Below are 25590 nucleotides of genomic sequence, written 5' to 3' on the forward strand. Positions count from 1 at the left end.
TGTTCGGCGCGCCGGCGGCGCTTGCGGCCTATCTCAAGGTGTTCGAGGAGGAGAAGGCGCTGGACAAGTTCGAGGCCTTCGCCTCGCTCAACGGTCCGGCCTTCTACGGACTGCCGCCGAACGAGGAGAAAATCCGCCTCAAACGCGCGCCCTCCACAATTCCGGAGTGCGTCGCGGTCGAAAAAGCCGGGGAAATCCGGCCTTTATTCGGCGGCGAGACTGTTGACTGGTCTGTAGCGTAGCGGCATAACAAATTGATCGCTGGAAATCGAAGTCGTTTCTCTGCGGGCCATTGCGGCTGGCAGCGCGTTGGCGCGCGGATGCTGGCCCGGCAAAGACGGACGGAGCATCCATGAACAGCTTTTCCTCTCTACCGACTGACAAGAAAACGATTGCCCGTCAGACGGCAAAAATGATGCTCGAAATCAAGGCGGTTCACTTCAATGCTGAATCGCCTTTTTTCTTTACCTCGGGCTGGGCCAGCCCGGTTTACGTCGATTGCAGGAAAATCATTTCGTATCCGCGCCTGCGCTCCGGCCTGATGGATTTCGCGTCCTCGATCATCCTGTCCGAGATCGGCTACGAGTCGATCGACAACGTCGCCGGTGGCGAGACGGCCGGCATTCCTTTCGCGGCATGGATCGCCGAGAAGCTGATGCTGCCGATGCAGTACATCCGTAAGAAGGCGAAGGGCTTCGGCCGCAACGCGCAGATCGAGGGCGATCTGATTGAAGGCGCGCGCACCCTGCTGGTCGAGGATCTGGCGACCGACGGCCGCAGCAAGATCAACTTCTGCAACGCGCTGCGCAACGCGGGCGCGACGGTCGATCACTGCTTCGTGCTGTTCTACTACGACATCTTCCCCGAGAGCCGGGGCCATCTGCGCGATCTGAACGTCTCGCTGCACCATCTCGCCACCTGGTGGGACGTTCTGGAAGTCGCCGAGGAGAGCGGGCATTTCGACAAGGGCATGCTCCGCGAGGTTCGCAGCTTCCTCAACGAGCCGGCCAAGTGGTCGGCCGCTCACGGCGGCATTTCCGACTTCGACCGGCCGGCGAAATCGGCCTCGAACGACGGGAGTGCGTTTCTCCGCACCGGGTCGGAAGGCTAGGCCGCGGCCGCTCTCCCGAAAAGCGGGTTCGGCGCTTGGCGTGAGGCCGGGGCAGGGCGGATGCCGCCTGCGCACCAAGCCGCTTCGCAAGCCGGCGCCGTCTCGCTCCGGCGCGACGTTTATTTTTTCGATCTTTTGATTGCCGAGGCGCACCAACGGTCATGGCCTATTCGTCCGTTCTGGTGATCTGCCCCGCCAATGCGATGACCGCGGGGCCGGAGGCGCTGCACCAGCTTGTCGCGGAATTGAACGCGCAAGGCCAGCCGGCCGCGATTGTCTATCACCCGTTCGACCGCCCCGCCGCGACACCCGAGCCCTATCGCAAATACAACGTGCCGGTCGGCCGCTACGACGATGTCGCCGGCACGCTGATCGTGTTTCCGGAAATTTTCCCGACGCTCGCCTTGCGGGTGCGGCACGCACGCGTGGCGATCTGGTGGATGTCGGTCAACAACTACACCTGCGTGCGCTACGAAAGTGCGCTGCGCGACAGGATCCGCTACACGCGCAATCTGCTCAAGGGGCGGCGGCCGTGGCGCGGCATGGCGGCGCTGCGCGGCCTGACGCATCTCGCGCAAAGCCATTACGCCGAACTGTATCTTCGCGAGCACGGCATCGCGGGCGCGCCGTTGTCCGATCCGATCCCGGTTTATCTCGAGCCGGACTATCTCGCCGCGCTGGCGCAACGCCTGCCGACGCAGCGGCAGGACGTCATTCTCTACAATCCGACCAAGGGCGCGAAAGTGACGGAGCGGCTGCGCGCGGCCTATCCGCAATGGACGTTCCGCCCGCTGCGCGGCCTCGACCGCGCGGCGCTGGCCGACGCCTTTCTCGGCGCGAAGGTCTACGTCGATTTCGGCCATCATCCGGGCAAGGACCGGCTGCCGCGCGAGGCTGCGATCCACGGTTGCTGCGTCATCACCGGCCGTTACGGCTCGGCGGAAAACCCGGTGGATGTGCCGATTGCGGACCGCTACAAGCTCGATGTGCGGGCCGCCGATTTCGTCGCGCGCTTCGGCTCGGAAGTGGGACGCATCTTCGATGACTTCGACAGCGCCAGCGCGGATTTCACCGCGTATCGCGCGGCCGTCGCGCGAGAGCCGGACAATTTCCGCGCGCAGGTGAAAGCCTTGATTGCCGGCTAGCCGGCTGTTTTTCGGGCATGATCTTGTCCGAAAACCGGTACCCACTTTTCGGGATCATGCCCCGAACTGGTCGATCAGCAGCTTGACGTTCAGCACGATGATGATGGCGGCGATCACCCAAGCCGTCACCGACAGCCAGCGCGGCGCGACCAGTTCGCCCATTTTGGCCTTGTCCGCCGTGAACATCACCAGCGGCACCACGGCGAAGGACAACTGAAGGCTCAGGATTACCTGGCTCAGAATGAGCAATTGCGCCGTGCCTTTTTCGCCGTACCAGATGGTGACGATGGCCGCCGGGATGATGGCGATGGCGCGGGTCGTCAGCCGCCGCAGCCACGGCGGCAGCCGGATATCGATGAAGCCTTCCATCACGATCTGGCCGGCGAGCGTCGCCGTCACCGTCGAGTTGAGGCCGCAACACAAGAGCGCGATGCCGAACAGCGTCGGCGCGATTGCCGAACCGAGCATCGGCTCAAGGAACGAATGCACCTGGTCGAGCTCGGCGATGTCGGTCTTCCCCGCCTTATGGAAGGTCGCGGCGGCAAGGATCAGGATCGATGCGTTGATCAGCAGCGCGAACATCAGCGCGATGGTCGAGTCGAGCGTCGCGAGCTTGATCGCCTCGCGTTTCTCCGGGATCGTCTCGCCGAAGCGCCGGGTCTGCACGATGCCGGAATGGAGATAGAGATTGTGCGGCATCACCGTCGCGCCGAGGATGCCGAGCGCGAGATAGAGCATGTCCGGATCGGTGACGACGTTGGTGGTCGGCGCGAAGCCGCGGATGACCTCGCCCCAGTTGGGGTCGGCCATCATGATCTGGATGCCGAAGCAGACCGCGATGACGCCGAGCATCGTGACGACCAGGGCCTCCACCCAGCGGAAGCCGAGATTTTGCAGCCACAGGATCAGGAATACGTCGAGCGCGGTAATCAGCACGCCAAGCTCGAGCGGAATGCCGAACAGCAGGTTGAGGCCGATCGCGGTGCCGATCACCTCCGCGAGGTCGGTGGCGCAGATTGCGATCTCCGCCAGGATCCAGAGCGGCCAGGCGACCGGGCGCGGGAAGGCGTCGCGGCAAGCCTGCGCGAGATCGCGCCCGGCGCCGATGCCGAGCCGCGCGCACAGCGCCTGCAGCACGATCGCCATGATGTTGGAGAGCAGCGCGACGGTGAGCAGCGCGTAGCCGAACTTCGAGCCCCCGGCGAGCGAGGTCGCCCAGTTGCCGGGGTCCATGTAGCCGACTGCGACCAGATAGCCGGGGCCGAGAAAGGCGAGGAGCTTGCGCCACATCGGTCCGGTCGGGCGTGTGCGCACCGAGCCGAACACCTCCACCAGCGATGGCCGGTCCCGCTCCCGCCGCCAGCCGCCGTTCTTTACACCCATGTCCATGTCGTTCCCGGTCGGACCCCCTCTGTGCGCCGATTTCCGACGGTGCGACAGAATGTTAGCGTGACATCAATTGCAATTGCGAATTAATCGCAATAAGGATGGTGGATAATCCGGCATCTGTCAATCGGCCGGAGCGCGGCCGGGCCAAACTGGGGCGATCGCGAGGATGCGTGGGGGCGGTTCGGGCGTGAGCAAGGCAGTACGCGACGATGACCGGCTAGGCCGGTCGCGTGACCGGAATGGGATCGTGCGCGGCGTCGCCGCATCCCTGTTCGTGCTTGCCGCCAATTCGGCGGCGGCCGAAGACGGCTTGTGGCAGCGCGAGCGTCTCACCGGCGACTGGGGCGGTGCGCGCAGCGCGCTGGCCGACCGCGGCGTGACGCTCGGCTTCGCCTATATCAACGAGACCTTCGACGTGCTGCGCGGCGGGCTGAGCCGCGGCGGCACCTATGAGGGGCGCGGCGACCTGCAGGTCGATGTGGATCTGGAAAAGCTCGCCGGCTGGACCGGCGGTGCGGCGCATGTCCGCGTGTTCCAGATGAGCAAGGGCGCGTTCAACACCACCGAGCGCGTCGGCAGTATCCCCAATCCGAGCAACATCGAGGCAACCTCGACGACGCGGCTGTTTACCGCCTGGTTCGAGCAGCGGTTCGGCCCGCACGCATCGTTGCGTCTCGGACAGCTCGCGGCGGATGACGAATTCGCCAACAGCGCGGTCGCCGGTGGCCTCATCAACGGTGCGTTCGGCTGGCCGCCGGTGATGTCCAGCAATCTGCCGAGCAGCGGCCCGGCCTTTCCGCTCGCCGCGCTCGGGGCGCGGCTGCAGGTCAATCTGACCGACCGTTTCACGGTGCTGGCGGGTGTGTTCAGCGGCGATCCTGCCGGGCGCGGCTGTTACGACACCGATCCCAATGCGAACCCGCAGGCCTGCAACAAGCACGGCACGAAATTCCAGTTCACCGGCGGCGCGTTCTGGATCGGCGAGGCGCAGTATCAGGTCAACCAGGGCAAGGACGCCAAGGGCCTGGCCGCCGCCTACAAGCTCGGCGTCTGGTATCACACCGCGGATTTTGCCGATCAGCGATATGGAATCGACGCAACCGGCGCGGCGGTGTCGCTTGCGACCGGTCCATCGGGCGCGCTGCTCCATCGCGGCAACTGGGGCGTTTACGGCGTCGTCGATCAGATGATCTGGCGCGGTGCGCAATCGAGCGTCAGCGTCTTTGCCCGTGGCGGATTCGCGCCGGACGATCGCAATCTGGTGTCGTGGTATGCCGAAGCCGGCGTCGGCGTGAAGGGTCCGCTGCCGGGCCGCGCCGACGATACGCTGACGATCGGCGTTGCGCGCAGCAATATCGGCCATGCGGCGTCGGACCTTGACCGCGACACGCTTGCGCTCAACGGCGCGCCTTATCCGATCCGCAGTTCGGAAACGATCTTCGAGGTGAGCTACATCTTTCAGGTCGCGCCGTGGTGGTCGATCCAACCCGACCTGCAATACATCGTGCGGCCAGGCGGCAACGTGCCGGACCCGAACAACCCCGCCGTCGCCGTCGGCAACGCCTTTCTGGCCGGCCTGCGCAGCACGATCCTGTTCTGAGCCGCGGTTGCTTTGCTTTCAGTCTATTTCGAGGCTTGGCTGTCGCGGCTTGCCGGGCGCCGCAGGCCGAACCGGCTGCGCGCCCAGATCCGCTCGTGGCCATAGTAAAGCAACAGCTTGGTCAGGATCTCGCTGCCGCTGATAGCCGCTGAGATCTTCGCATTGCCGGTGAAGATGAACGACAGCACGAACGTATCGATGCTGCCGGTGGTGCGCCAGGTGATCGCCTTGGCGACGCTGCGCAGCGGCTTCTCGCGTGCCTGCGACAGCCAGCTCACGACATTCGAGACGAGCGGACTGGCTTGCGCGGTCGAGCCCATCGCCTGCGTTGCGCCGTCGCCCGGCTCTTCGATCAGACCGAGCGCCACGGTTTCGTTGGTCAGCCGGTCGATCAGGATGAAGCTGCCGAGTTCACGGTTGTCGCGATAACGCGCGATGGCGAGCGGGGCGTCGAAGGTCACGGTGACCGAGGCGAGATCGTTGATGCCGACGCTGCCGGTTTTGACCGGCGCATAGTCGAACACGTCGACAGTGTGGTGGACGGCCGAGACGCTCGCTGCGGTCGCGCGGGTCGCGAGCTTGGCGAAATAGGACGCGCCGGGCTTGAGCGCCGTCTGCGACATCCACAGCAGGTGCGCTCTGGCGTGGCGCGTCACGGCCGCCGCCTGCGCCGCGCCGACGATGACATCGCCGCGCGAGACGTCGACATTCTCGGTCAGCGTCAGCGTCACCGACTGACCGGTCACGGCCTCGTCGAGATTTTGCTCGGCCAGCCAGACGTCCTTGACGGTAGCGCGCACGCCGCTCGGCTGGATCGTCACCGCCGTGCCCGGCGTCACAGTGCCGCTGGCGACGAAGCCGCTATAGCCGCGAAACTCGGAATTGGGCCGGCTCACCCACTGCACGGGGAAGCGGAAGGCATTGTCGGCCGTCGCGTTCTCGACATCGACGGTCTCGAGGTGCTGCAACAGCGCCGGGCCGCGGTACCACGGCATCTCAGCCGACTGCGTGGAGATATTATCGCCGCGCTTGGCCGAGATCGGAATCGCGACGGCTTGCGCGAAGTTGAGCTTGCCCGCGATCTCCGCGAATTCGGCGGCGACCGCGTCGAAACGCTCCTGCGAATAGCCGACCAGGTCCATCTTGTTCACCGCCAGCACAACATGGCGGATGCCGAGCATCGATACGATGAAGGCATGGCGGCGGGTCTGCGCGGTTGCGCCGTTGCGGGCGTCGACCAGGATGATGGCGAGATCGGCGGTCGAGGCGCCGGTCGCCATGTTGCGGGTATATTGCTCGTGGCCGGGCGTGTCGGCGACGATGAAGGAGCGCTTCCGGGTCGCGAAATAGCGGTAGGCGACATCGATGGTGATGCCCTGTTCGCGCTCGGCGGCCAGCCCGTCGACCAGCAGCGCGAAGTCGATGTCCTCGTTCTGCGTGCCGTAGCGTTTGGAATCCTTCGTCAGCGACTCCATCTGATCGTCGAGCACCAGCTGGCAGTCGTAAAGCAGGCGGCCGATGAAGGTGGACTTGCCGTCGTCGACCGAGCCGCAGGTGATGAAGCGCAACAGCCCGCCGGACGCTGCTTCCGCCGGCGTCACGGTGCCCCGAATCCGCGTGGAGTCCGGCGCGAGGTCCACCGCGCCGTCACGGCGCAACGCTGCGGGCATGTGCATCAGAAGTATCCTTCCGCTTTCTTTTTTTCCATCGAGGCGGCGTCATCGTGGTCGATCAGCCGTCCCTGCCGCTCGGACACGCGCGACTGCTTCATTTCCGCGATGATGTCTTCGAGGGTGGCCGCGTCGCTCTCGATCGCGCCGGTCAGCGGATAACAGCCGAGCGTGCGGAAGCGCACCTTGCGTACTTCCATCAACTCGTCGGGCGCGAGCGGCAGCCGTTCGTCGTCGCACATGATCCAGGCGCCGTTGCGTTTCACCACGGGGCGGCGCTCGGCGAAATAGAGCGGGACGATCGGGATGTTCTCGCGGGCGATGTAGTCCCAGATGTCGAGTTCGGTCCAGTTCGACAGCGGAAACACGCGCAGCGTCTCGCCCGGCTGGATGCGCGTATTGTAGAGCCGCCACGGCTCGGGACGCTGGCGCTTCGGATCCCAGCGGTGGCCGGGCGCGCGCAGGGAGAACACGCGCTCCTTGGCGCGCGACTTCTCCTCGTCGCGCCGCGCGCCGCCGATGGCGCCGTCGAAATTGAAGCGGTCGAGCGCCTGCTTCAGCGCCTGCGTCTTCATGACGTCGGTGTAATTGCGCGAGCCGGCACTGAACGGCGTCACGCCGGCGGCGATGCCGTCCTGATTGGTGTGAACCAGCAGGTTCAGCCCGAGTTCGCGCGCGCGGCGGTCGCGGAACGCGATCATCTCGCGGAACTTCCAAGTGGTGTCGATATGCAGCAGCGGGAAGGGGATGCGGCCGGGATGAAAGGCTTTCAGCGCAAGGTGCAGCAGCACCGAGGAGTCCTTGCCGATCGAATAGAGCAGCACCGGGTTGCGGCACTCCGCCGCCACCTCGCGGATGATGTAGATCGCCTCGGCTTCGAGCCGGTCGAGATGCGAGAGCGGGGCCATGTCAGCGCGCTCCCGCGGCCGCCGCCGCCGCCGCGCGGGCGGGATGATTGAGGTGCAGGCCGCACTCCTTCTTGGCTTCCTGCTCCCACCACCAGCGGCCGGCGCGCTCCGGCTCGCCGGGTGCGATGGCGCGGGTGCAGGGCGCGCAGCCGATCGAAACGAAGCCGGCGGAATGCAACGGATTGAGTGGAATGTCGCGGGCCTTGGCGAATTCGAGCGCGCGGTCGCGCGTCCAGTCGAACAGCGGATTGGCCTTGATCAGCCCCCGCGCGGCGTCGATTTCCGCGAACCGCACGCTGCCACGCTGCTGCGACTGGTCGGCGCGCAGGCCGGTGATCCAGCCGGATGCGTCCTTAAGCGCCCGGCCGAGCGGTTCCACCTTGCGGACATGGCAGCAGGCGTGCCGTGCCTCGAGCGAATTGTAGAAGCCGTTGATGCCCTGCTTGCCGACCAGCGTCTCGGTCGCGTTGGCGTTCGGATAGAACGCCGCGATCTTGCGGCCATAGCGCGCTTCCGTATGCGCCCACACATCGTAGGTTTCGGGAAACAGCCGGCCGGTATCGAGGGTGACTATTTCGGCGTCGATGCCGCTGTCGCTCAGGAACTGCGTGACCACCTGATCTTCGAGGCCGAAGCTCGTCGTGAACACGAGCCGGCCTCTCATCGCGGCGCGCAACGCGCGCAGGCGCGCGGCGACGTCGGTGCTTAATGATTCGTTGAGCGCGGTTGCGAGTGCCTGGAGGTCGGGCGTAGCGGTGCTGAGGTCCGGCGCGTCCTGTGTATTCGCAAGCGGAAATGTATCGACGGTGTGCATAGACGTAACTCGTGAACTCACGCCCACTAAATCGGCAGCGCGAAACAACTGTCAATTATAAGGAAATTTCTTTGTTGGCGTTCTGGGAGGACAGGCATCGCGCCTCGTCATCGCGCGCGACAACATTCATCTTTCGCGAAAATCGTGCAGTTATTTTGTGTCGCATGACGACGGGAGAAAGAACGCCCGTGCGGTCCGGCGTTCGATGCAGCGAATAAATTTCTTATTTTTCCGGCCGTATTGCCCCTTCGCAATTCGTGGTTCAAATCAGGTGCCGGACATAAGCGAAGGACCGCGTTGTGACGGCAATTCCGAAGACTGCGCCTTTCGAGGACGAAGAGATCGAGTTGCTGAACCGCGTGGTCGGTCCGGCGACGCCGCTGCAGCGCGCCTGGCTCGCCGGCTTTCTCGCCGGGGTCGAGGCGACGGAAGGCCATTCGAGCGCGCTCGTTCCGGCCGCGCCGCCGGCCGCCGCGGAGCCGCTAACCATTCTGTTTGCGAGCGAGTCCGGCAACTCGGAGCGGCTCGCCGCCGATCTCGCCAAGATCGCGCGCAAGAACGGCCTCAAGCCGAGCATCGTCGATATGTCCGATCTCGATGTGGCGACGCTCGGCAAGACCAAGCGTCTCGTCGTCATCGCCGCCACATGGGGTGAGGGCGATCCGCCGGCTCGCGCCGTGCGTGCCTATGGCGAGTTGATGGGCGATGCTGTGCCGAAGCTCGACGGCGTCGAATTCGGCGTGCTGGCGCTGGGCGACACGGCTTACGCGGACTTCTGCGGCGTCGGCAAGAAGATCGACGCGCGGCTCGAGGCGCTCGGCGCAAAGCGCGTCGTCGATCGCGTCGACTGCGATCTCGATTTCGAAGCGCCGGCGGGCGACTGGATCGGCCGCGCCGTCAAGGCACTGGCGCCGCCGGAAGCCGAGCGTGGCACGGTGATCGCCGTCGATTTCGGCAAGCCGGCCGGAGCGAAGAGCGAGATTGTCGAGGCCGAGATCGTCGAGCATGTCGACCTCAACTCCTCGCGCTCCGACAAGGAGACCGTCCATCTCGCGCTGTCGTTCGAAGGCGCGGCCCCGGCCTACGAGCCGGGCGACTCGCTCGACCTTTACCCGGAGAACGATCCGGCCGAAGTCGACGCGCTGTTGAAAGCAGCTGGGCTTGCCGGCGACGAGAAGCTGCGCGCGGAGTTCATCGCCTCACGCGATATCGCGACGCTGTCGCTGAAGTCGCTCGAGACCTATGCCGAGCAGACCGGCCATTACTATGTCAAGAAGCTGATCGCCGACGGCGAGGCGCGGGCCTGGATCGAAGGCCGTCAGTTGATCGATCTCGTCACCATGTTCCCGATCGCGCTGACCGCCGAGCACCTGCGCGCCGTCACGCGCACGCTGGCGCCGCGCGCCTACTCGATCGCGTCGTCGCGACGCGAATTCGAGGACGAGGCGCATCTCCTGATTTCTGCGGTGCGCTACACGAGCCATGGCCGCGATCGCAAGGGCGTCGCCTCGACCTACATCGCCGAGCGCATGAAGAAGGGCGGGCGCGTCCGCGTGAAGCTCAAGCCGAACAAGCACTTCCGGCTGCCGGCGGCGGACAAGGACGTCATCATGGTCGGCCCCGGCACCGGCGTCGCGCCGTTCCGCGCTTTCGTGCAGGAGCGCCGCGCCACGGAAGCGAAGGGCCGCAACTGGCTGTTCTTCGGCGACCGCCAGTTCACCCACGACTTCCTCTATCAGCTCGAGTGGCAGGACGCGCTGAAGGACGGCGGCCTGTCGCATCTCGACCTCGCCTTCTCGCGCGATCAGCCCGAGAAGATCTATGTGCAGGACCGCATCTGGGAACGCCGCCGCGATCTGGTCGCGTGGCTCGACGGCGGCGCGTTCTTCTATGTCTGCGGCGACGCCAAGGCGATGGCGAAGGACGTGCGTGCAGCGCTCGTGCGCGCCTATACCGATGTGAAGTCGCTTGCCCCCGATGCTGCCGAGCAGGCCGTCGCGGCGCTGGAGCGCGAGCACCGCTACCTCACGGATACCTACTGATATGACCGTCAAGGAACTGTCGTCGATGGAGCGCCTCAAGGCGCGCAGCCGCTATCTGCGGGGCGAGCTTGCGGAGGACATGGCGGAGCCATCGACCGGCGGCGTAAGCGAGGACAGCGCGCAGCTCCTCAAGTTCCACGGCATGTATATCCAGGACGACCGCGACCTGCGTGCCGAACGGATGAAGAAGAAGCTCGAAAAGGCATTCGGCTTCATGATCCGCGTCCGCCTGCCGGGCGGCGTCATCACGCCGGAGCAGTGGCTCGCGCTCGACGGCATCGCGCAGACTTATGCCGGCGACACGCTGCGGCTGACCACGCGGCAGACTTTCCAGTTCCACGGCGTGCTGAAGTTCAACGTCAAGACCGCGCTCAAGGCGATGAGCAAGGTCGCGCTCGACACCATCGCGGCTTGCGGCGACGACAATCGCGGCGTGATGGCGGTGTCCAATCCGCACCAGTCGCGCGTCCATGCCGAGGCTTTCGAGCTTGCGCGGCGCACCTCGTTGCACTTCAAGCCGCAGAGCCGCGCCTATTATGAAATCTTTCTCGACGAGGAAAAGGTCGCGGGCGAGGGCGAGCGCGAGGATGTCGAGCCGATCTACGGCAAGACCTACATGCCGCGGAAGTTCAAGATCGGCTTCGCGGTGCCGCCGTCGAACGACATCGATGTGTTCAGCCAGGACCTCGGCTTCATCGCCATCGTCGGCAAGGACGGCGCCATCGAGGGCTGGAACGTTGTGGTCGGCGGTGGCATGGGCATGACCCATGGCGAGCCGGAAACCTATCCGCGCACCGGCGACGTGCTCGGCTTTTGCCTTCCCGGCGACGTGCTCACCTTCGCCGAGGCGGTCTGCACCATCCAGCGCGATTGGGGTGACCGCACCAACCGCAAGCATGCGCGGTTGAAATACACGCTCGACGACCACGGCGCGGATGCCTTTCGCGCCGAGATCGCCAAGCGCGCCGGCAAGCCGCTGGAGAAAGCACGACCTTATCGCTTCACCTCGAACGGCGACCGCTACGGCTGGACCGAAGGCGAGAACGGCAAGTGGCACCTGACGTTGTTTATCGAGAACGGCCGCCTGCGCGATTTCCCGGACGGCCGGCGGCTGTTCACCGGCATGCGGCGCATCGCGGAAGTCCATGACGGCGAAATCCGCATCACGCCGAACCAGAACCTCATCGTCGCCAATGTCGCGGCGGAAAACCGCGCCGCGATCGATGCGCTGGTCGCCGAGCACAACATGACGCGCGGCATCAGTGGCCTGCGGCGCAATGCGATGGCCTGCGTCGCGCTGCCGACCTGCGGCCTCGCGCTGGCCGAAAGCGAGCGCTACCTGCCGGACCTGATCGACGCACTCGACGACAAGCTTGCCGCGCACGGGCTGTCCGCCGACGACATCGTGATCCGCATGACCGGCTGCCCGAACGGCTGCGCGCGGCCTTATCTCGCGGAAATCGGCTTGGTCGGCAAAGGGCCGGGCCGCTACAACCTTTATCTCGGCGCGGCGTTCGACGGCTCGCGGATGAGCAAGCTCTACGCCGAAGACCTCGACCACGACGGCATCATCGGCACGCTCGATCCGGTGTTCGCGGCCTATGCCAAGGAGCGCGAGGCGGGCGAACGCTTCGGCGATTTCACCGTCCGCGCCGGCTTCGTCGCCAAGACCGTCAACGGTCTCGACTTCCATTCCGATACCGGGGCGAAGCGGACGTCATGAACGCCCGCGCCGAAACCATTGATGCCGCCGCGCCGCCGCGCATGGGTTCGCTCGCGCGTCTGCCGGTGTTCTTTGCGCTGACCGGAAAGCGCGCCGTGGTCGCCGGCGGCACCGCCGCCGCGGCGTGGAAGGTGGAGCTTCTGTCCGCTTGCGGTGCGCGCGTGGAAGTGTTTGCTGCCGCGCCATGTGAGGAACTGCTGGCCCTGGCCGATGCGCCGCCTGCCGGCGACATTCGCATCGTTTTGCGTGACTGGACCGCCGCCGATCTTGCCGGCGCGGCCATCGCCATCGGCGCATTCGAGAATGACGACGATGCGGCCGGTTTCGCCGCCGCCGCGCGCGCCGCCGGCGTGCCGGTCAACGTCATCGACAAGCCGGCCTTCTGCGACTTTTCGTTCGGCTCCATCGTCAACCGTTCGCCGCTCGTCATCGGCATCTCGACCGACGGCGCCGCGCCGGTGTTCGCGCAGGCCGTGCGCACGCGGATCGAGGCGCTGTTGCCGCAGGGCTTCGCCGCCTGGGCCGCCGCCGCGTCGCGCTGGCGCGGGCTGCTGAAAGCGACGGGGTTGAGTTTCGCCGGCCGCCGTAAATTCTGGCAGCTTTTCACCGCGCAGGCGGTGAACGACCCCGCGCATGCGCCGTCGTCGCGCGATTTTGCCCGGCTGGTCGCGGAGGTGGAAACACTCGGCGCAACCGTCGAGCAGGGCGCGATGACCTTTGTCGATGCCGGTCCGGGCGACCCGGAACTGCTGACGCTGCGCGCGGTGCGTGCGCTGCAATCCGCCGATGTCATCCTCTACGATGAGATTGTTCCGCCTGCGGCGCTCGACTTTGCCCGCCGCGAGGCCAGCCGGATCGCGCTGCGTGCCGGCGATGACGCTGCGGCGCTGGCGCTCGATCTTGCCCGCCGCGGCAAACGGGTTGTGTGCGTCGCGCAGGGCGAAGCGAGCGAACTGTCGAATGCCGGCCGGCGCGTCTGCGCCGCCGAAGGCATCGTGGTGACGGCCGTGCCCGGCGTTACGGCAAAGCCGCCTCACGCGCCGCACGGCTGGTGGCGTGCCGCAAGCTGACGAGGCGCACCACCCGCTTGCCGTCGCCGGCGAGACTGCTCATCAACTCGGCAATGCCTGCGCGCCACGGTGCCACTGTGATCCGCTGCGCTTCGCGCCGCGTGAAATCGAGAATCGCGGAGGCGATGTCATCGTCATGGACCAGCACGTCGGCAGTTTGCAGCGCGCGAACCGTGCGCAGCGTCAGCAGGCCGGCATCGTCGGGATCGGCAGTCACGGTCGTCACTGAACCCCGTTCGGCCGCGCCGGCGAGCGCGCGGGTCTGGATCATCAACTCGGTGAAGTCGCGGCCATCCGGCTTGTGGTTCGGCGCATCGAGCGCGCGGGCGGTGAAGCGGTGCCAGAAGGCACGCCGCGCCGCGAAGGACAGGCCGGACGCCTTGACCGCCGTGCGCCAGCGTGAGGCGGCCGCCGCCCATGCAGCGAAGCCTTGCGGCAACAGCGCCTCGATCCGGGCACGCAGCGCCTGCGCAAAGACCGGCGCAGCGCCGTCGGTCGAGATGGCGATCACCAGCGGCGATCGGTTGACGATTGCCGCGAACGAAAAGTCGCAGAAGGCCGGCTTGTCGATGACGTTGACCGGCACGCCGGCCGCGCGCGCCGCGGCGGCGAAGTTTGCGGCCTCGGCGTCCTCGCAGGCGCCGACAGCGATGGCCGCGCCATCGAGGTCTTCCGCGGTCCAGCCGCGCCGGTGGAGAATGATCTCGCCGGCCGGCGGCGCGGCGGCGAGCGCCAGCAGTTCCTCGCACGGTTCCGCCGCATAGACATCGACGGCCGCGCCGCAGGCGGACAGCAGTTCCATCTTCCACGCCGCCGCCGCGCTGCCGCCGGCAACGACGGCGCGCTTGCCGCCGAGCGCATAAAACACCGGCAGCCGGGCCAGCCGGTCGATCCGCGGGGTGTGGGCGGGGATGTTGCGGGGTGCGTTCATCAGTAGACGTCCTGCTGGTAGCGGCCGGATTTCTTCAGTTCCGCCACGAAGCCGGCGGCGTCTTCCGGCGAACGCGCGCCATGCTGGGCGACGACATCGACGAGCGCGATCTCGACATCCTTCGCCATCCGTTTGGCGTCGCCGCAGACATAGAGATGCGCGCCGTCCGCGATCCACGACCAGAGGTCGCGGCCGACCTCGCGCATGCGGTCCTGCACGTAGATCTTCTGGTCGCCGTCGCGCGACCAGGCGAGGGTGAGCCGCGTCAGCGTGCTGTCGCTGCGCATCGTGCGGAATTCGTCCTCATAGAAGAAATCGCAGTTGGACCGCTGATGGCCGAAGAACAGCCAGTTGCGGCCTTTCGCTGCGACGGCGCGGCGCTCCTGCAAAAAGGCGCGGAACGGCGCGACGCCGGTGCCGGGGCCGATCATGATGACGGGCGTTGCGGTGTCGGCGGGCAGGGCGAAGGCGTGCGCCTTCTGCACATAGGCCTTCACGGTGTCGCCGGGCGCGATGCGGTCCGCCAGGTATGTGGAGGCGACACCGAGCCGCGCGCGATTGCCGATGGCGTATCGCACCGTATCGACGGTGAGCGCGACGCGGCCGGGGTTCGCCTTGGGCGACGAGGAGATCGAATAGAGCCGTGGCTGCAAGGGATCGAGCGCCTCGATCAGCGCCTCGGGGTCCGGACGCACGCCGGAGAACTTCTCGATGGCCGCCAGCACGTCGAGCGCGGCGGCGTCGCCGTCCGGGTCGTCGCCGGTGGTCAGCGCGCGCGCTTTCTTCCGGCGGTCGCCGCCGGTGATGTAGGAGTAAAGCTGGAACAGCATGTCGGGCGCGGGCGAAAGCGATGTGCCGTCGATCAGGCAGTCGCGCAGCGTGCCGCCGCCGATCGGGAAATCGGCCGGCGCGCCGAGCGCCTTGATGACGGCCTCGACCAGCGCCGGATCGTTCTTCGGGAAGATGCCGAACGAGTCGCCGACCGTGTAGTCGAGACCGGAGCCGGCGAGGTCGAGTTCGATATGCCAGGTTTCCTTTTCGGAGCCCTGCTTGTTGAGCCGCGTGCGGGAGAGGAACGTCGCCGTCGCAGGATTGTCGCGCGACACAGCGGCCGGCGCGGGCTCGGCCGCCTTCGGTTCCGCCGGCACCGTTGTCTTTGCGGCCGGCTTCGGCGCGGATTTCATTTCCTCCGCGAGCGCCGTCAGCATCCGCGCGGTGTCCTTGCCGCCCGGTGTGCAGAGATTCAGCCGCTCTTCCTTGCCCTCGAAGATCGCAGCGGAATAGTTACGGCAGTCGTAGCCGCACTGGCCGCAGTCCTGCTGCGCCATCGCGGCCATCAACTTCCAGCGCACCGACTTGCCTTCGGCAAGCGTCATGCGCTCGCCGATCGGCAGCGTCTGGTCGTGCCACGGCGCGCCGCCATCGTCGTCCGCGGACGGTCCGGCGGGCGGCGCCAGGAGGGCCGCGGCCTGTTCGCCGGACAAGGGCGTGACGCCGAAACCGTCGGCCGAGACGAAGGCCGCGAAGAAGCCGTTGAGCCAGGCGCGCTGCTCGTCGGTGAAGGGCGCGCCCCCCGGAATGAGGTTCGGGATCGGCGGCGGCAGGATCTTGCTCATTCCGCCTCCGCCGCGAACATTGATTTGAGCGCATCGATGTCGTGACGGCGCGAGAAGGCGAGGAAGGTTTCGTCGCCGCTGCGGTTGGCGAGATAGGCTTTCAGCATCGCCTCGACGGTGCGCGGTGCGTCTTCGGCTTTCACGTCGCGGTAGAGGTCGCGGCCGATGGCGGCGTCCGGTCCGAAACCGCCGCCGACGACAATGTGATAGCCCTCGACCGTGTCGCCGTCGTCGTTCAACGGCACCTTGCAGGCGAGCAGGCCGATGTCGCCGATGTAATGCTGCGCGCAGGAATGGTGGCAGCCGGTAAGGTGGATGTTCACCGGCCCGTCGAGTGCGACGCGGCTTTCACACCACGCAGCGATCGCCTCGGCGTGGCGCTTGGTGTCGGACGCCGCGAAGCGGCAGCCGGCATTGCCGGTGCAGGCGACGAGACCGGCGCGTACGGAAGCTGCGCTGGTCGTCAGGCCCAGCGCCGCGATGGCCGCTTCGGCCTGCGCCACCTTGTCGTCGGGCACGCCCGAGATCAACAGGTTCTGCCAGACAGTGAGGCGAAGATCGCCATCGCCCATCTCGCGCGCGATGGTGCTGAGACCGCGCATTTGCTCCGGCGTCATCCGCGCCGCTTTCAGCACGACGCCGATCCAGTTGAGGCCGTCCTGCTTCTGCCTGCGCACGCCGATATGCGCGGCGCGGTCGAAGGCCGGGCGCGGCGCGAGCGCTTCGGCGGGAACGCGCGTCAGCGCGCGGCCGAGCTGTTTCTCCACCTCGGCGATATATTTCTCCAGCCCCCAGGCATCGAGCACATACTTCAACCGCGCCTTGGTGCGGTCGGTGCGGTTGCCATGCGCGATGAAGATGCGGACCACGGCGTCGGCAACCTTGGTGGCGTCTTCCGGCTTGACGATCACGCCGGTATCGCGTGCAAAATCCTTGTGGCCGGTGATGCCGCCGAGCGCGAGGCGGAACCGGATGCCCGGCTCGACGCCGAATCCATCCTTCACCTCGACGGCCTGGAAACCGATGTCGTTGGTGTCTTCGAGCACCGGAATAATGCCGCCGCCGTCGAAGCCGACATTGAACTTGCGCGGCAGCCCGTACAGCGCCCGCTCGTTGAGGATGTGGAAGTGCCATTCGCGCGCAAAGGGCCGCGTGTCGATCAGTTCCTGGGGGTCGATGCCCGCGGTTGGCGTGCCGGTGACGTTGCGAATGTTGTCGGCGCCGGAGCCGCGCGAACACAGGCCGAGATCCTGGATCGCCTCGATCATCGCGACGGCGTTCTTGGGCTCGATCTCGCGCAGTTGCAGGTTGGCGCGCGTCGTTACGTCGGCATGGCCGCCGGCGTAACGCGCGGCGAGATCGGCAAGCCCCGTCATCTGCCAGTGCGTGAGGATGCCGTTCGGGATGCGCAGCCGGCACATGTAGGACGTTTGCGACGGCGCGACGTAGAACAGCCCGTAGAACCGCCAGCGGAAATTGTCCGGCGGCTTCGGTGCTTCGTTGGCGCGCGCCTGCGCCTTCAAACGCTCATAGGCGTCGAACGGATGGTCCTCGCGTTTGAATGTCTCCTGATCGGTGAGCTTGCCGCCTGCCGCGACGGCCGCGTCCTGCGCCTTGAAATGGATTGCATCCGGTCCGGTCGGCTCGCTGTGGATCGCGGGCATGCCGGCGCCGTTCGCGGGCAGGCCTCTGCCAACGCGCGCCACCTGAAGGCCGGACATGAAGCCTTCGAGGTAACGCTTCTGGTCGGAACTGAAATCGCCCGCGACAGGATCGCTGAGCTGCCCGGCATCCGTCGTCATTCCGCGAGAATCTCCTTTGCCCGCTGGCGGCAAGCCTCTCTGCCGCTTCTGGAGCAACGACTGTGCCAACCCGTAAGGCGTTGTTTTAATTGTAATTTTAAAGAATCCCGGAAGAGCCGTGGGCGCTTCTTGGTCACTGTGTCTGATTTTTGTGCAGTGCGGTAAGTCGATTAAATCGACAGCAGCGGTGGCGCGGTGAAGCGACAGCCGCAGCGCGCCGCTGCTTTCCACAACCGATGCGGCGTTTGCCGGCGAAGTCGCGCGCGATGTTCGCGCGTTCTCCACGCGATGCCCCGACTTGGCATGGCGATTGCTCAGTGCAGGTCGTTCGACACAACGATCAACAGGAGGTCCCGTGTCTTATCTCGTTCCTTCCGAATTCGTCACCAAAATGATCGACGCGGGAGAAGCCAAAGTCTTCATGTCCACCCGTGACACCATCGTTCGCGCCTACATGGCGGGTGCAATCCTGGCGCTTGCCGCCTGGTTTGCAATCTCCATCAATGTCGCGACAGGCCAGCCGCTGATCGGCGCGATTCTGTTTCCCGTCGGCTTCGTCATGCTGATTCTGCTTGGCTTCGATCTGCTCACCGGCGTGTTCGTGCTGACGCCGCTCGCCTGGCTCGACGGCCGCGCCGGCGTGACCATTCCCGGTATCTTGCGCAACTGGGGTCTTGTGTTTGTCGGCAATCTCGCCGGCGCGCTGACGACCGCGTTCTTCATGGCGTGCGTTACGACCTTTGCCTTTACACAGGCGCCGGACAAGGTCGGTACGGTGATCAGCAATATCGGCGAGGGCCGGACGCTCGGCTACGCGGCGCACGGCGCGGCCGGTATGCTGACACTCTTCATGCGCGGCATGCTGTGCAACTGGATGGTGTCGCTCGGCGTCGTCGGCGCGATGATCTCGACCACCGTTCCCGGCAAGGTCATCGCGATGTGGATGCCGATCATGCTGTTCTTCTACATGGTGTTCGAGCATTCGGTGGTGAACATGTTCCTGTTCCCGGCCGGGCTGATGTTGCACGCGCCGTTCTCGATCCTCGACTATCTGATCTGGAACGAGATCCCGACCGTGCTCGGCAATCTGGTGGGCGGCCTCGCCTTCACCGGGCTCACCCTCTACGCCACGCACGTCAAGACGGCGCCGAAGCGCGCCGCCCTGCAGCGCGTGGCCTGATACGACCTGCTATCCTCGGAACCTCAACCGGCAACGGTTGAGGTTCCTTGCTTTGGTGGACCATGCCGGGCCGGCTCGCGATCTCGATTGGGCAATATTCCGACAAGGGGCGGAAGGACACCAATCAGGACTTTCACGGTGCGTTGATCCCGGAGGAGCCGGCGCTCGGCCTCAAGGGCATCGCCATCGCGATCGCTGACGGCATCAGTTCCAGCGATGTGAGCCACATCGCCAGCGAATCCGCCGTCAAAAGCTTTCTGATGGACTACTACTGCACGTCGGAATCGTGGTCCGCCAAGACCTCGGCGCATCGCGTCATTGCCGCGACAAATTCCTGGCTGCACGCGCAAACCCGGCAGAGCCGATATCTTCACCATCGCGACCGGGGCTATGTCTGCACCCTGAGCGCGATGGTCATCAAATCGACCACCGCCCACCTCTTCCACGTCGGCGACGCCCGCATCTGCCGCGTCGACGGAACGACGCTGGAGCAGTTGACCGAGGACCATCGGGTCATCCTGTCGTCCGAACAGAACTATCTCGGCCGCGCGCTCGGCGTGAATCCGCAGGTCGAAATCGACTATCGCGCCGTCAACCTCCAGCAAGGCGACACCTTCATTCTCGCGACCGACGGGGTCTACGAGCACGTCACCCCGCGTTTTGTCGCCGAGACCATCGCTTCCGCCGGCGATCTCGATGCCACCGCCCGTCTGATCGGCGAGGAAGCCTTTCGTCTGGGCAGCACGGACAATCTCACCGTTCAGGTGGTGCGGATCGACAGTCTGCCGGACGGCGACGCCGGTGAACGCACATTGCAGGCGGCGGACCTGCCGTGCCCGCCGCTGCTCGACGCGCGGATGACGCTCGACGGCTACTGGATCGTGCGCGAAATCCACGCCAGCAGCCGCAGCCACATCTATCTCGCGATCGACACGGCCGACGACACCGTGGTCGCGCTCAAAACGCCGTCGATCGACCTGCGCGACAACCCCGCCTATCTGCAGCGCTTCATGCTGGAAGAATGGGTCGCCCGCCGCATCAACAGTCCGCATGTGCTGAAGCCCCGCCAGCAGTCGCGCAAGCAGAATTACCTTTACGTCGTGACCGAATATGTCGAGGGCCAGACGCTTGCCCAATGGATGGTCGACAATCCGCGGCCGGACGTCGAAACCGTGCGCGGCATCGTCGAGCAGATCGCCAGCGGACTGCAGGCGTTCCACCGCGCGGAAATGCTGCATCAGGATCTGCGACCGCAGAACATCATGATCGACAAGACCGGCACCGCAAAGATCATCGACTTCGGCTCGACGCGGATCGCCGGCATCGCCGAGGACGTGGACACGGGGCCGGAAATTCTCGGCACCGCGCAATACACCGCGCCGGAATATTTCCTCGGCGAGCACGGCTCGCCGCGCTCGGATATCTTCTCACTCGGCGTGATCGCCTATCAGATGCTGACCGGACGCCTGCCCTACGGCGCGCAGGTCGCGAAGACCCGCGCCCGCTCGCAGCAGAAGAAACTTCGCTACCGGTCGGCGCTCGACGACAACCGGGAGATTCCCGTCTGGGTCGACGGCGCCCTGCGCCGAGCCGTCGAGCCCGACCCCGCGCGCCGCTACGAGGAACTGTCCGAGTTCATGTTCGATCTCCGGCATCCGAACAGCAAATACGACACAGACGCGCGCTCGGCATCGTTCCTCGAGCGCAATCCGTTGCTGTTCTGGCAGTGCCTCTGCACGGTGCTGGCTTTCGCGGTGCTGACCCTGCTCGCGACACGGTTCTAGCGGTTTCGCTTTGAAACGCCGGCCGGTGTGGTCTAGATTTCCCGTCGCATGCAACAACGGAACATGACGGCGGCCGAACTCTGGGCCGACTTCGCGACGCCGATCGCGAATGCCGACGACTATGTGCGTTCGCTGCGCGGCCGGCGCATGATGATCTATTTCATGGGCGAGCGCGTCGCGGAGCCGGCCGACCATCCGGTGATCCGGCCCTCGATCAATGCGATGGCGGAATCCTACCGCCTCGCCGCCGAGCGGCCGGAACTCGGCAGCGCGCAGCCCGCCGGCGCGAACCGCGCCGTCAACCGCTTCCTGCATGTGCCCGCCGCGCCCGGCGATCTCGTCGCCAAGCACGAGATGCAGCGCGAGCTTGGCCGGCGCACCGGCACCTGCTTCCAGCGCTGCGTCGGGCTCGACGCCATCAGTTCATGTCATTCGGTGACCTTCGACATCGACGCGGCGAACGGCACCGACTACCACAAACGCTTCCTCGCCTTTCTCGGCCGCGCCCAGACAGCCAATGTCGTGATCGGCGGCGCGATGACCGATCCCAAGGGCGACCGCTCGAAGCCGCCGCATCAGCAGTCGGACCCGGACATGTTCCTGCGCGTCGTCCGGCGCGACGCCGACGGCGTCTATATCTCGGGCGCGAAGATGCACCAGACCGGCGCGGTCAATTCGCACTGGCTGATCGTGATGCCGACCATGCGGATGACGGACGCCGACCGCGACTGGTCGGTGGTTGGCGCGGTGCGCGTCGACGCGCCCGGCCTCACCTACGTCGTCGGCCGGCAAACCAACGACACCCGCGCGGTCGACGGCGGCGCGCTCGACGCCGGCAACGCGCAGTTCGCCGGCCAGGAAGCGATGATCGTGTTCGACAACGTGTTCGTGCCGCACGAGCACGTCTTCATGGATGGCGAATGGCAGTTCGCCTCCTCGCTGGTGGAGCGCTTCACCACCTATCACCGCTCGTCCTATGTCTGCAAAACCGGCCTCGGCGACGTGCTGATCGGCGCCGCCGCGTCGGCCGCCGAGCACAACGGCGTCGAAACCGCCTCACACATCCGCGACAAGCTCGTCGAGATGACGCATCTCAACGAGACGATCTATTCGAGCTGCATGGCGGCCGCGCATCAGGCCAAGCCCGTCGCGTCCGGCGCGTGGATCAACGACGAGATGCTGTCCAACGTCGCCAAGCACAACGTCACCCGCTTCCCGTTCGAGATCTCGCGGCTGGCGCAGGACATTGCCGGCGGGCTGATCGTCACCATGCCGTCGGAGAAGGATCTGCAGAACAACGAGATCGGCCCGCTGATCCGCAAGTTCCTGCACGGCCGCGACGGCGTCGAGGTCACCGACCGCATGCGCATCCTGCGGCTGATCGAGAACATGACGATCGGCCGCAACGCCGTCGGCTATCTCACCGAAAGCCTGCATGGCGCGGGCTCGCCGCAGGCCCAGCGCATCCAGATCGCCCGCGCGATGAAGCTCGACGAGAAGAAGGCCCGCGCCCGCAACCTCGCCGGCATTACCGGTCCGGCCCGCGATCGTTGAAGGCATCGTTAACGGGCGTTAACGATTTCAATCCGCGACAACACTGGAAGATTTGCACAAACGCCCATTCGGGCTTTTGTCATGGGGCGAAAGGCCGCCGGGTGTCTGCGGTCGTTTTAACCCCGATTAAACCCTGATCGTCGACTTTGTCGTGGATAGACGACGAGGAGCGCGGGTCGCATGACCGGCAGGAAAGCCGCTGGGATCATCGCCAGTCTTGCACTGCTGCTCATGGCGGGCGCTTCGCTCTCCGCGATGACCAACCCTGCGCATCCCAAACGCGCCGAGTGGCGCAAGACTTACGAGCGTCCGCAGGCGATTCCGTTCCCGGACGACAATCCCTATTCCGAAGCCAAGGCCGCGCTCGGCAAGAAACTGTTTTTCGATCCGCTGCTGTCGGGGGCGAAGAACCAATCCTGCGCGAGCTGTCACAATCCGTCGCTGTCGTGGACGGACAACCTGCCGCGCGGCATGGGCGTCAAGGAGATGGCGACGCGCACGCCGACCTTGCTGAACATTGCCTGGGTGCCGAAGCCCGGCTGGCAGGGCCAGTTCAAGGATCTCGAGAACGTCGCGTTCCGTCCGATCACCGCCGGCGGCATCATGAACATGCCGGAGAAGGCGCTGATCGCGCGCCTCGCGGCGATCCCCGCTTACGTCGATGCGTTCGACGCGGTGTTTGGCGAAGGCGACATCACGCGCCGCAAGATCGAAGTCGCGCTCGCGACCTACCAGCGCACGATCGTATCCGGCGAAGCGCCGTTCGACCGCTGGATCAAGGGCGACGAAAAGGCCATCGGTGATGCGGCCAAGCGCGGCTTCGACATCTTCAACGGCAAGGCGAACTGCGCCGAATGTCACAGCGGTTGGGCCTTCACCGATGCGTCGTTCCACGACATCGGCGTCGGCAAGGGCCAGGACATCGGCCGCGGCAAGCTCTTTCCCAAATCCGTGAAGCTTCAATACGCATTCAAGACGCCGACGCTGCGCGATGTCGTGCGCCGCGCGCCCTACATGCACGACGGCTCGATCGCGACTCTGAAAGAGGTCGTCGATCTCTACGATCGCGGCGGCATCGACCGCCCGAGCCGGTCCGACGAGATCAAGCCGCTGCATCTGACCGAGTCCGAAAAGGCCGACCTGATCGCGTTCCTGCAGACGCTCAACGGCGAGCCGAAGAAAATCATCCTGCCCGCGCTGCCGCGCTGACGCCGAGCGGCGTCACAAATCGATAACGCGCGCTTATGGAAGCGCGCGTCTTTGTTTTGGGCGAGGCTGTAACGGATCAGGCGTGCGGAAGACCGGAGCCGAGCAGGGCGAAGCCGCCGATCAGCAAAACGCCGGCACACTTCTCCAGCAACGCGACATGCGTGGGGTAGCGCTCAGCGACTGTGGCAATCGTCGCGCCGAGCACGACACTCGTCAGGCTGGCCAGGGCGATGAGCATGGGCGTTCCGGCTCTCTTTCGTCGTCAACGGCCCCAATTTAGCTCGCGAACCTTACCCGAGACTTGTTTCGGGCCCGAAACCCACAGTTTCGAGCGGCGACCTGCCGCTGAGGTTAACCAAGATTAAATTTTCACATGCACGTAAGACTCAATTGCTAAAAAATGTGGTAAAAGTTTAATGAAAGCAGCTGGGTAGGGCCGACAGCGGAACCGGTCTCTTAAGTAACTTTTATGGCGTATTACATATGTTCATAGCGTACCGCGGTCCCGGCCGGGTGCCCGGGCAGTCCAAATGGGCTGCTGTTACGACCGCCGCTCTCTTGTCGATCGCCGCCAACCTCCTGCTGACCGGTCCCGCGGCCGCGCATGTGAAATGGTTCTGCGCCTTCGACGTCGCCGGTGCGCCGAACAGTCTGGTCAACGTGCTGTGCCCCGACTTCGAACTGCTGATCGGCATGTCCGTGCTTGCGTTGATGGTCGGCTGCCTGGTCGAGCCGACGCCGGTCGGCGCCGCCATGCTGCGCGCGCTCGACCGCACCACGGAATGGGTCCGCGACAACACCGAAGCGATGTACCGCGCCGGCGTCGGCATGTTCTTCGTCGCGATCTGGGCGATGGGCGGCATCCTGATGACGCCGGAGCTGAAGACGAATTCCGTCATCATCGGCTTCATCCATCTCGGCATCGCCGCCGGCGTGCTGTCGCGCCGGACCATGCCGCTGTCCGGTCTCGGCATCATGGCGATCTACGCCGTCGCGATCTGGAATTACGGCATCTTCCATCTCGCCGATTACCCGATCTTTCTCGGCGTCGCGCTCTATCTCATCCTGACCGGCCTGCAGCGCGATCTGTTCGGCCAGCGTCCGCTCGACGTCGTGCGCTGGGCCGCCGGCATCACGCTGATGTGGGCGTCGATCGAGAAATGGGCCTATCCGGACTGGAGCTATCCGCTGCTCACGCAGCATCCGCAGCTGACGCTCGGCTTCCAGCCCGATTTCTACATGCGCGCCGCCGGCGCCATCGAATTCGCGCTCGCCTTCGCGCTGATGTGGACGCCGCTGGTGCGCCGCTTCGCCGCGATCATGCTGGCCGCGATGTTCATCGGCGCGGTCGTTCAGTTCGGCAAGATCGATTTTGTCGGCCACTCCCTGATCATCGTCGTGCTGTTCTCGGTGATCGCGGACCGCGGCAGGACCAGCGTCGAGCTGGTCCGTTATCCGTGGCTGTCGCCGCTCGGTTACGCCTCGGCGCTCGCGGTGTTCCTCGCGATGTATTACGCGGGGCACGGCGCGCTGTTCGGCGGCGCGCCGGTTACCTGACCGCGCGAGGTTCCCTCGTCCGCTTCAGTTGACGCGGACGGTCAGCTTCATCTTGGGATGGATGGCGCACAGCACGTCGAACGTGCCGCTCGTCGCGAAGGTGATCTTCGTCTTGCTGCCCGGCTCCTGGTCGCCGGAATCGAACTTGAAGGCATTCGAATCGATATAGGCGTGATGCAGCAGATCCGCGTCGTCGTTGACGATCAGGATCGATGCGCCGCGCGAAACCGACAGTTCGTTGGGGTGGAACATCCGCCCTTTCTGCGAGACGACGATTTCCGATTGCGCCAGCACGGTTAACGAGCCGCTAACGGCGACAAGACCGCCGACCGCGAAAGCGGCCGCCATCGCTCGCCACGGGAAAGTTGCGGGGGATCGTGCCATCGGAAGACCTGATTTCTCATGCACGGCTGCGCCGCCTCGGCGCCGCGCAACGCCCGCCGAGCGTGGTCGAGCGAGGTTAAGGTCCCGTTAACGAAATCCGA

The 25590-nt window shown here is 65.6% G+C and carries 20 protein-coding genes and 1 pseudogene; 12 read left to right on the forward strand and 9 right to left on the reverse strand.

The features are described from left to right. The 3 genes and pseudogenes from AB7F10_RS18795 to AB7F10_RS18805 all read left to right on the forward strand — a co-directional run. Window positions 1-242 (forward strand): annotated as a pseudogene (locus AB7F10_RS18795) (dihydroorotase); the annotation flags it as partial. A 110-nt stretch (window positions 243-352) separates the two neighbouring features. Continuing rightward, window positions 353-1111, forward strand: a complete 759-nt coding sequence (locus AB7F10_RS18800) for an orotate phosphoribosyltransferase (RefSeq protein ID WP_428563804.1) — start codon at window positions 353-355, stop codon at window positions 1109-1111. A 161-nt stretch (window positions 1112-1272) separates the two neighbouring features. Beyond that, window positions 1273-2256 carry a hypothetical protein gene (locus tag AB7F10_RS18805; RefSeq protein ID WP_428563801.1) on the forward strand — a complete coding sequence of 328 codons (984 nt, stop codon included), beginning with the start codon at window positions 1273-1275 and terminating at the stop codon, window positions 2254-2256. A gap of 54 nt (window positions 2257-2310) precedes the next feature. On the opposite strand, the gene AB7F10_RS18810 is transcribed toward AB7F10_RS18805, so the two are convergent. After that, window positions 2311-3645 (reverse strand): Nramp family divalent metal transporter, encoded by a 1335-nt coding sequence (locus AB7F10_RS18810; RefSeq protein ID WP_428563798.1) that lies wholly within the window; start codon window positions 3643-3645, stop codon window positions 2311-2313. A gap of 247 nt (window positions 3646-3892) precedes the next feature. Between AB7F10_RS18810 and AB7F10_RS18815 the strand changes: the two genes are divergently transcribed. Further along, a complete protein-coding gene (locus AB7F10_RS18815) occupies window positions 3893-5245 on the forward strand; it encodes a carbohydrate porin (protein WP_428563795.1) in 1353 nt (450 codons plus the stop codon). A gap of 23 nt (window positions 5246-5268) precedes the next feature. Here the strand turns inward: AB7F10_RS18815 and cysN are convergent, their stop codons facing one another. Genes cysN through AB7F10_RS18830 form a run of 3 tightly spaced genes read right to left on the reverse strand, consistent with a single transcriptional unit; the run spans window position 5269 to window position 8637 of the window. Beyond that, window positions 5269-6921, reverse strand: coding sequence for a sulfate adenylyltransferase subunit CysN (gene cysN, locus AB7F10_RS18820; RefSeq protein ID WP_428563792.1), 1653 nt, complete (start codon window positions 6919-6921; stop codon window positions 5269-5271). After that, entirely contained in the window at window positions 6921-7823 is a 903-nt protein-coding gene (gene cysD / locus AB7F10_RS18825) for a sulfate adenylyltransferase subunit CysD (RefSeq protein ID WP_428563789.1), read from the reverse strand. The genes cysN and cysD overlap by 1 nt, the downstream gene beginning before the upstream one ends. A 1-nt stretch (window position 7824) precedes the next feature. After that, window positions 7825-8637, reverse strand: a complete 813-nt coding sequence (locus tag AB7F10_RS18830) for a phosphoadenylyl-sulfate reductase (protein ID WP_428563786.1) — start codon at window positions 8635-8637, stop codon at window positions 7825-7827. 299 nt (window positions 8638-8936) lie between these two features. Here AB7F10_RS18830 and AB7F10_RS18835 point away from each other — a divergent pair, with 299 nt between their 5' ends. The 3 genes from AB7F10_RS18835 to AB7F10_RS18845 are packed head-to-tail and all read left to right on the forward strand — an operon-like array spanning window position 8937 to window position 13472. Continuing rightward, a complete protein-coding gene (locus AB7F10_RS18835; RefSeq protein WP_428563783.1) occupies window positions 8937-10679 on the forward strand; it encodes a diflavin oxidoreductase in 1743 nt (580 codons plus the stop codon). Beyond that, window positions 10615-12402, forward strand: coding sequence for an NADPH-dependent assimilatory sulfite reductase hemoprotein subunit (locus AB7F10_RS18840; RefSeq protein ID WP_428563780.1), 1788 nt, complete (start codon window positions 10615-10617; stop codon window positions 12400-12402). The genes AB7F10_RS18835 and AB7F10_RS18840 overlap by 65 nt, the downstream gene beginning before the upstream one ends. After that, window positions 12399-13472 (forward strand): SAM-dependent methyltransferase, encoded by a 1074-nt coding sequence (locus AB7F10_RS18845; protein ID WP_428563777.1) that lies wholly within the window; start codon window positions 12399-12401, stop codon window positions 13470-13472. Before AB7F10_RS18840 ends, AB7F10_RS18845 begins: the two co-directional genes overlap by 4 nt. On the opposite strand, the gene AB7F10_RS18850 is transcribed toward AB7F10_RS18845, so the two are convergent. From AB7F10_RS18850 to AB7F10_RS18860, 3 genes are read right to left on the reverse strand one after another with little or no spacing between them, the layout of a single operon-like run. Beyond that, window positions 13420-14403 carry an NAD(P)-dependent oxidoreductase gene (locus tag AB7F10_RS18850; protein WP_428563774.1) on the reverse strand — a complete coding sequence of 328 codons (984 nt, stop codon included), beginning with the start codon at window positions 14401-14403 and terminating at the stop codon, window positions 13420-13422. The genes AB7F10_RS18845 and AB7F10_RS18850 overlap by 53 nt on opposite strands. After that, window positions 14403-16019: a sulfite reductase subunit alpha gene (locus AB7F10_RS18855; RefSeq protein ID WP_428563771.1), complete on the reverse strand. Its 1617-nt coding sequence runs from the start codon at window positions 16017-16019 to the stop codon at window positions 14403-14405. The genes AB7F10_RS18850 and AB7F10_RS18855 overlap by 1 nt, the downstream gene beginning before the upstream one ends. Beyond that, window positions 16016-17821 (reverse strand): NirA family protein, encoded by a 1806-nt coding sequence (locus AB7F10_RS18860; RefSeq protein WP_428563768.1) that lies wholly within the window; start codon window positions 17819-17821, stop codon window positions 16016-16018. Before AB7F10_RS18860 ends, AB7F10_RS18855 begins: the two co-directional genes overlap by 4 nt. Before the next feature lie 355 nt (window positions 17822-18176). Between AB7F10_RS18860 and AB7F10_RS18865 the strand changes: the two genes are divergently transcribed. The 4 genes from AB7F10_RS18865 (at window position 18177) to AB7F10_RS18880 (ending at window position 23548) form a co-directional block, all read left to right on the forward strand. Beyond that, a complete protein-coding gene (locus AB7F10_RS18865; protein WP_428563765.1) occupies window positions 18177-19001 on the forward strand; it encodes a formate/nitrite transporter family protein in 825 nt (274 codons plus the stop codon). Window positions 19002-19063: 62 nt separating this feature from the next. Continuing rightward, window positions 19064-20785 carry a protein kinase domain-containing protein gene (locus tag AB7F10_RS18870; protein ID WP_428563819.1) on the forward strand — a complete coding sequence of 574 codons (1722 nt, stop codon included), beginning with the start codon at window positions 19064-19066 and terminating at the stop codon, window positions 20783-20785. A gap of 48 nt (window positions 20786-20833) precedes the next feature. After that, window positions 20834-22339, forward strand: coding sequence for a 4-hydroxyphenylacetate 3-hydroxylase family protein (locus tag AB7F10_RS18875; protein ID WP_428563762.1), 1506 nt, complete (start codon window positions 20834-20836; stop codon window positions 22337-22339). A gap of 180 nt (window positions 22340-22519) precedes the next feature. Then, on the forward strand, window positions 22520-23548 hold the full coding sequence (locus AB7F10_RS18880; protein WP_428563759.1) for a cytochrome-c peroxidase: 1029 nt from the start codon (window positions 22520-22522) through the stop codon (window positions 23546-23548). Between the two features lie 76 nt (window positions 23549-23624). On the opposite strand, the gene AB7F10_RS18885 is transcribed toward AB7F10_RS18880, so the two are convergent. Continuing rightward, window positions 23625-23786, reverse strand: a complete 162-nt coding sequence (locus AB7F10_RS18885) for a hypothetical protein (protein WP_428563756.1) — start codon at window positions 23784-23786, stop codon at window positions 23625-23627. Window positions 23787-24031: 245 nt separating this feature from the next. On the opposite strand from AB7F10_RS18885, the gene AB7F10_RS18890 reads away from it, so the two are divergent. Further along, a complete protein-coding gene (locus AB7F10_RS18890; RefSeq protein ID WP_428563753.1) occupies window positions 24032-25105 on the forward strand; it encodes a hypothetical protein in 1074 nt (357 codons plus the stop codon). Between the two features lie 24 nt (window positions 25106-25129). On the opposite strand, the gene AB7F10_RS18895 is transcribed toward AB7F10_RS18890, so the two are convergent. After that, a complete protein-coding gene (locus tag AB7F10_RS18895) occupies window positions 25130-25453 on the reverse strand; it encodes a plastocyanin (protein ID WP_428563750.1) in 324 nt (107 codons plus the stop codon). Between the last annotated feature and the right edge of the window lie 137 nt (window positions 25454-25590).

The organism is Pseudolabrys sp., from assembly GCF_050250095.1.
Lineage (GTDB): Bacteria > Pseudomonadota > Alphaproteobacteria > Rhizobiales > Xanthobacteraceae > Pseudolabrys.

Bases quoted from the DNA above. Each gene is read 5' to 3' on its own strand.
- cysD (WP_428563789.1), bottom strand. From the start codon at position 7,823: ATGGCCCCGCTCTCGCATCTCGACCGGCTCGAAGCCGAGGCGATCTAC.
- AB7F10_RS18870 (WP_428563819.1), top strand. From the start codon at position 19,064: ATGCCGGGCCGGCTCGCGATCTCGATTGGGCAATATTCCGACAAGGGG.
- AB7F10_RS18855 (WP_428563771.1), bottom strand. From the start codon at position 16,019: ATGAGCAAGATCCTGCCGCCGCCGATCCCGAACCTCATTCCGGGGGGC.
- AB7F10_RS18885 (WP_428563756.1), bottom strand. From the start codon at position 23,786: ATGCTCATCGCCCTGGCCAGCCTGACGAGTGTCGTGCTCGGCGCGACG.
- AB7F10_RS18875 (WP_428563762.1), top strand. From the start codon at position 20,834: ATGCAACAACGGAACATGACGGCGGCCGAACTCTGGGCCGACTTCGCG.
- AB7F10_RS18845 (WP_428563777.1), top strand. From the start codon at position 12,399: ATGAACGCCCGCGCCGAAACCATTGATGCCGCCGCGCCGCCGCGCATG.
- AB7F10_RS18840 (WP_428563780.1), top strand. From the start codon at position 10,615: ATGCTGCCGAGCAGGCCGTCGCGGCGCTGGAGCGCGAGCACCGCTACC.
- cysN (WP_428563792.1), bottom strand. From the start codon at position 6,921: ATGCACATGCCCGCAGCGTTGCGCCGTGACGGCGCGGTGGACCTCGCG.
- AB7F10_RS18805 (WP_428563801.1), top strand. From the start codon at position 1,273: ATGGCCTATTCGTCCGTTCTGGTGATCTGCCCCGCCAATGCGATGACC.
- AB7F10_RS18850 (WP_428563774.1), bottom strand. From the start codon at position 14,403: ATGAACGCACCCCGCAACATCCCCGCCCACACCCCGCGGATCGACCGG.
- AB7F10_RS18880 (WP_428563759.1), top strand. From the start codon at position 22,520: ATGACCGGCAGGAAAGCCGCTGGGATCATCGCCAGTCTTGCACTGCTG.
- AB7F10_RS18895 (WP_428563750.1), bottom strand. From the start codon at position 25,453: ATGGCGGCCGCTTTCGCGGTCGGCGGTCTTGTCGCCGTTAGCGGCTCG.
- AB7F10_RS18810 (WP_428563798.1), bottom strand. From the start codon at position 3,645: ATGGACATGGGTGTAAAGAACGGCGGCTGGCGGCGGGAGCGGGACCGG.
- AB7F10_RS18890 (WP_428563753.1), top strand. From the start codon at position 24,032: ATGTTCATAGCGTACCGCGGTCCCGGCCGGGTGCCCGGGCAGTCCAAA.
- AB7F10_RS18830 (WP_428563786.1), bottom strand. From the start codon at position 8,637: ATGCACACCGTCGATACATTTCCGCTTGCGAATACACAGGACGCGCCG.
- AB7F10_RS18860 (WP_428563768.1), bottom strand. From the start codon at position 17,821: ATGACGACGGATGCCGGGCAGCTCAGCGATCCTGTCGCGGGCGATTTC.
- AB7F10_RS18800 (WP_428563804.1), top strand. From the start codon at position 353: ATGAACAGCTTTTCCTCTCTACCGACTGACAAGAAAACGATTGCCCGT.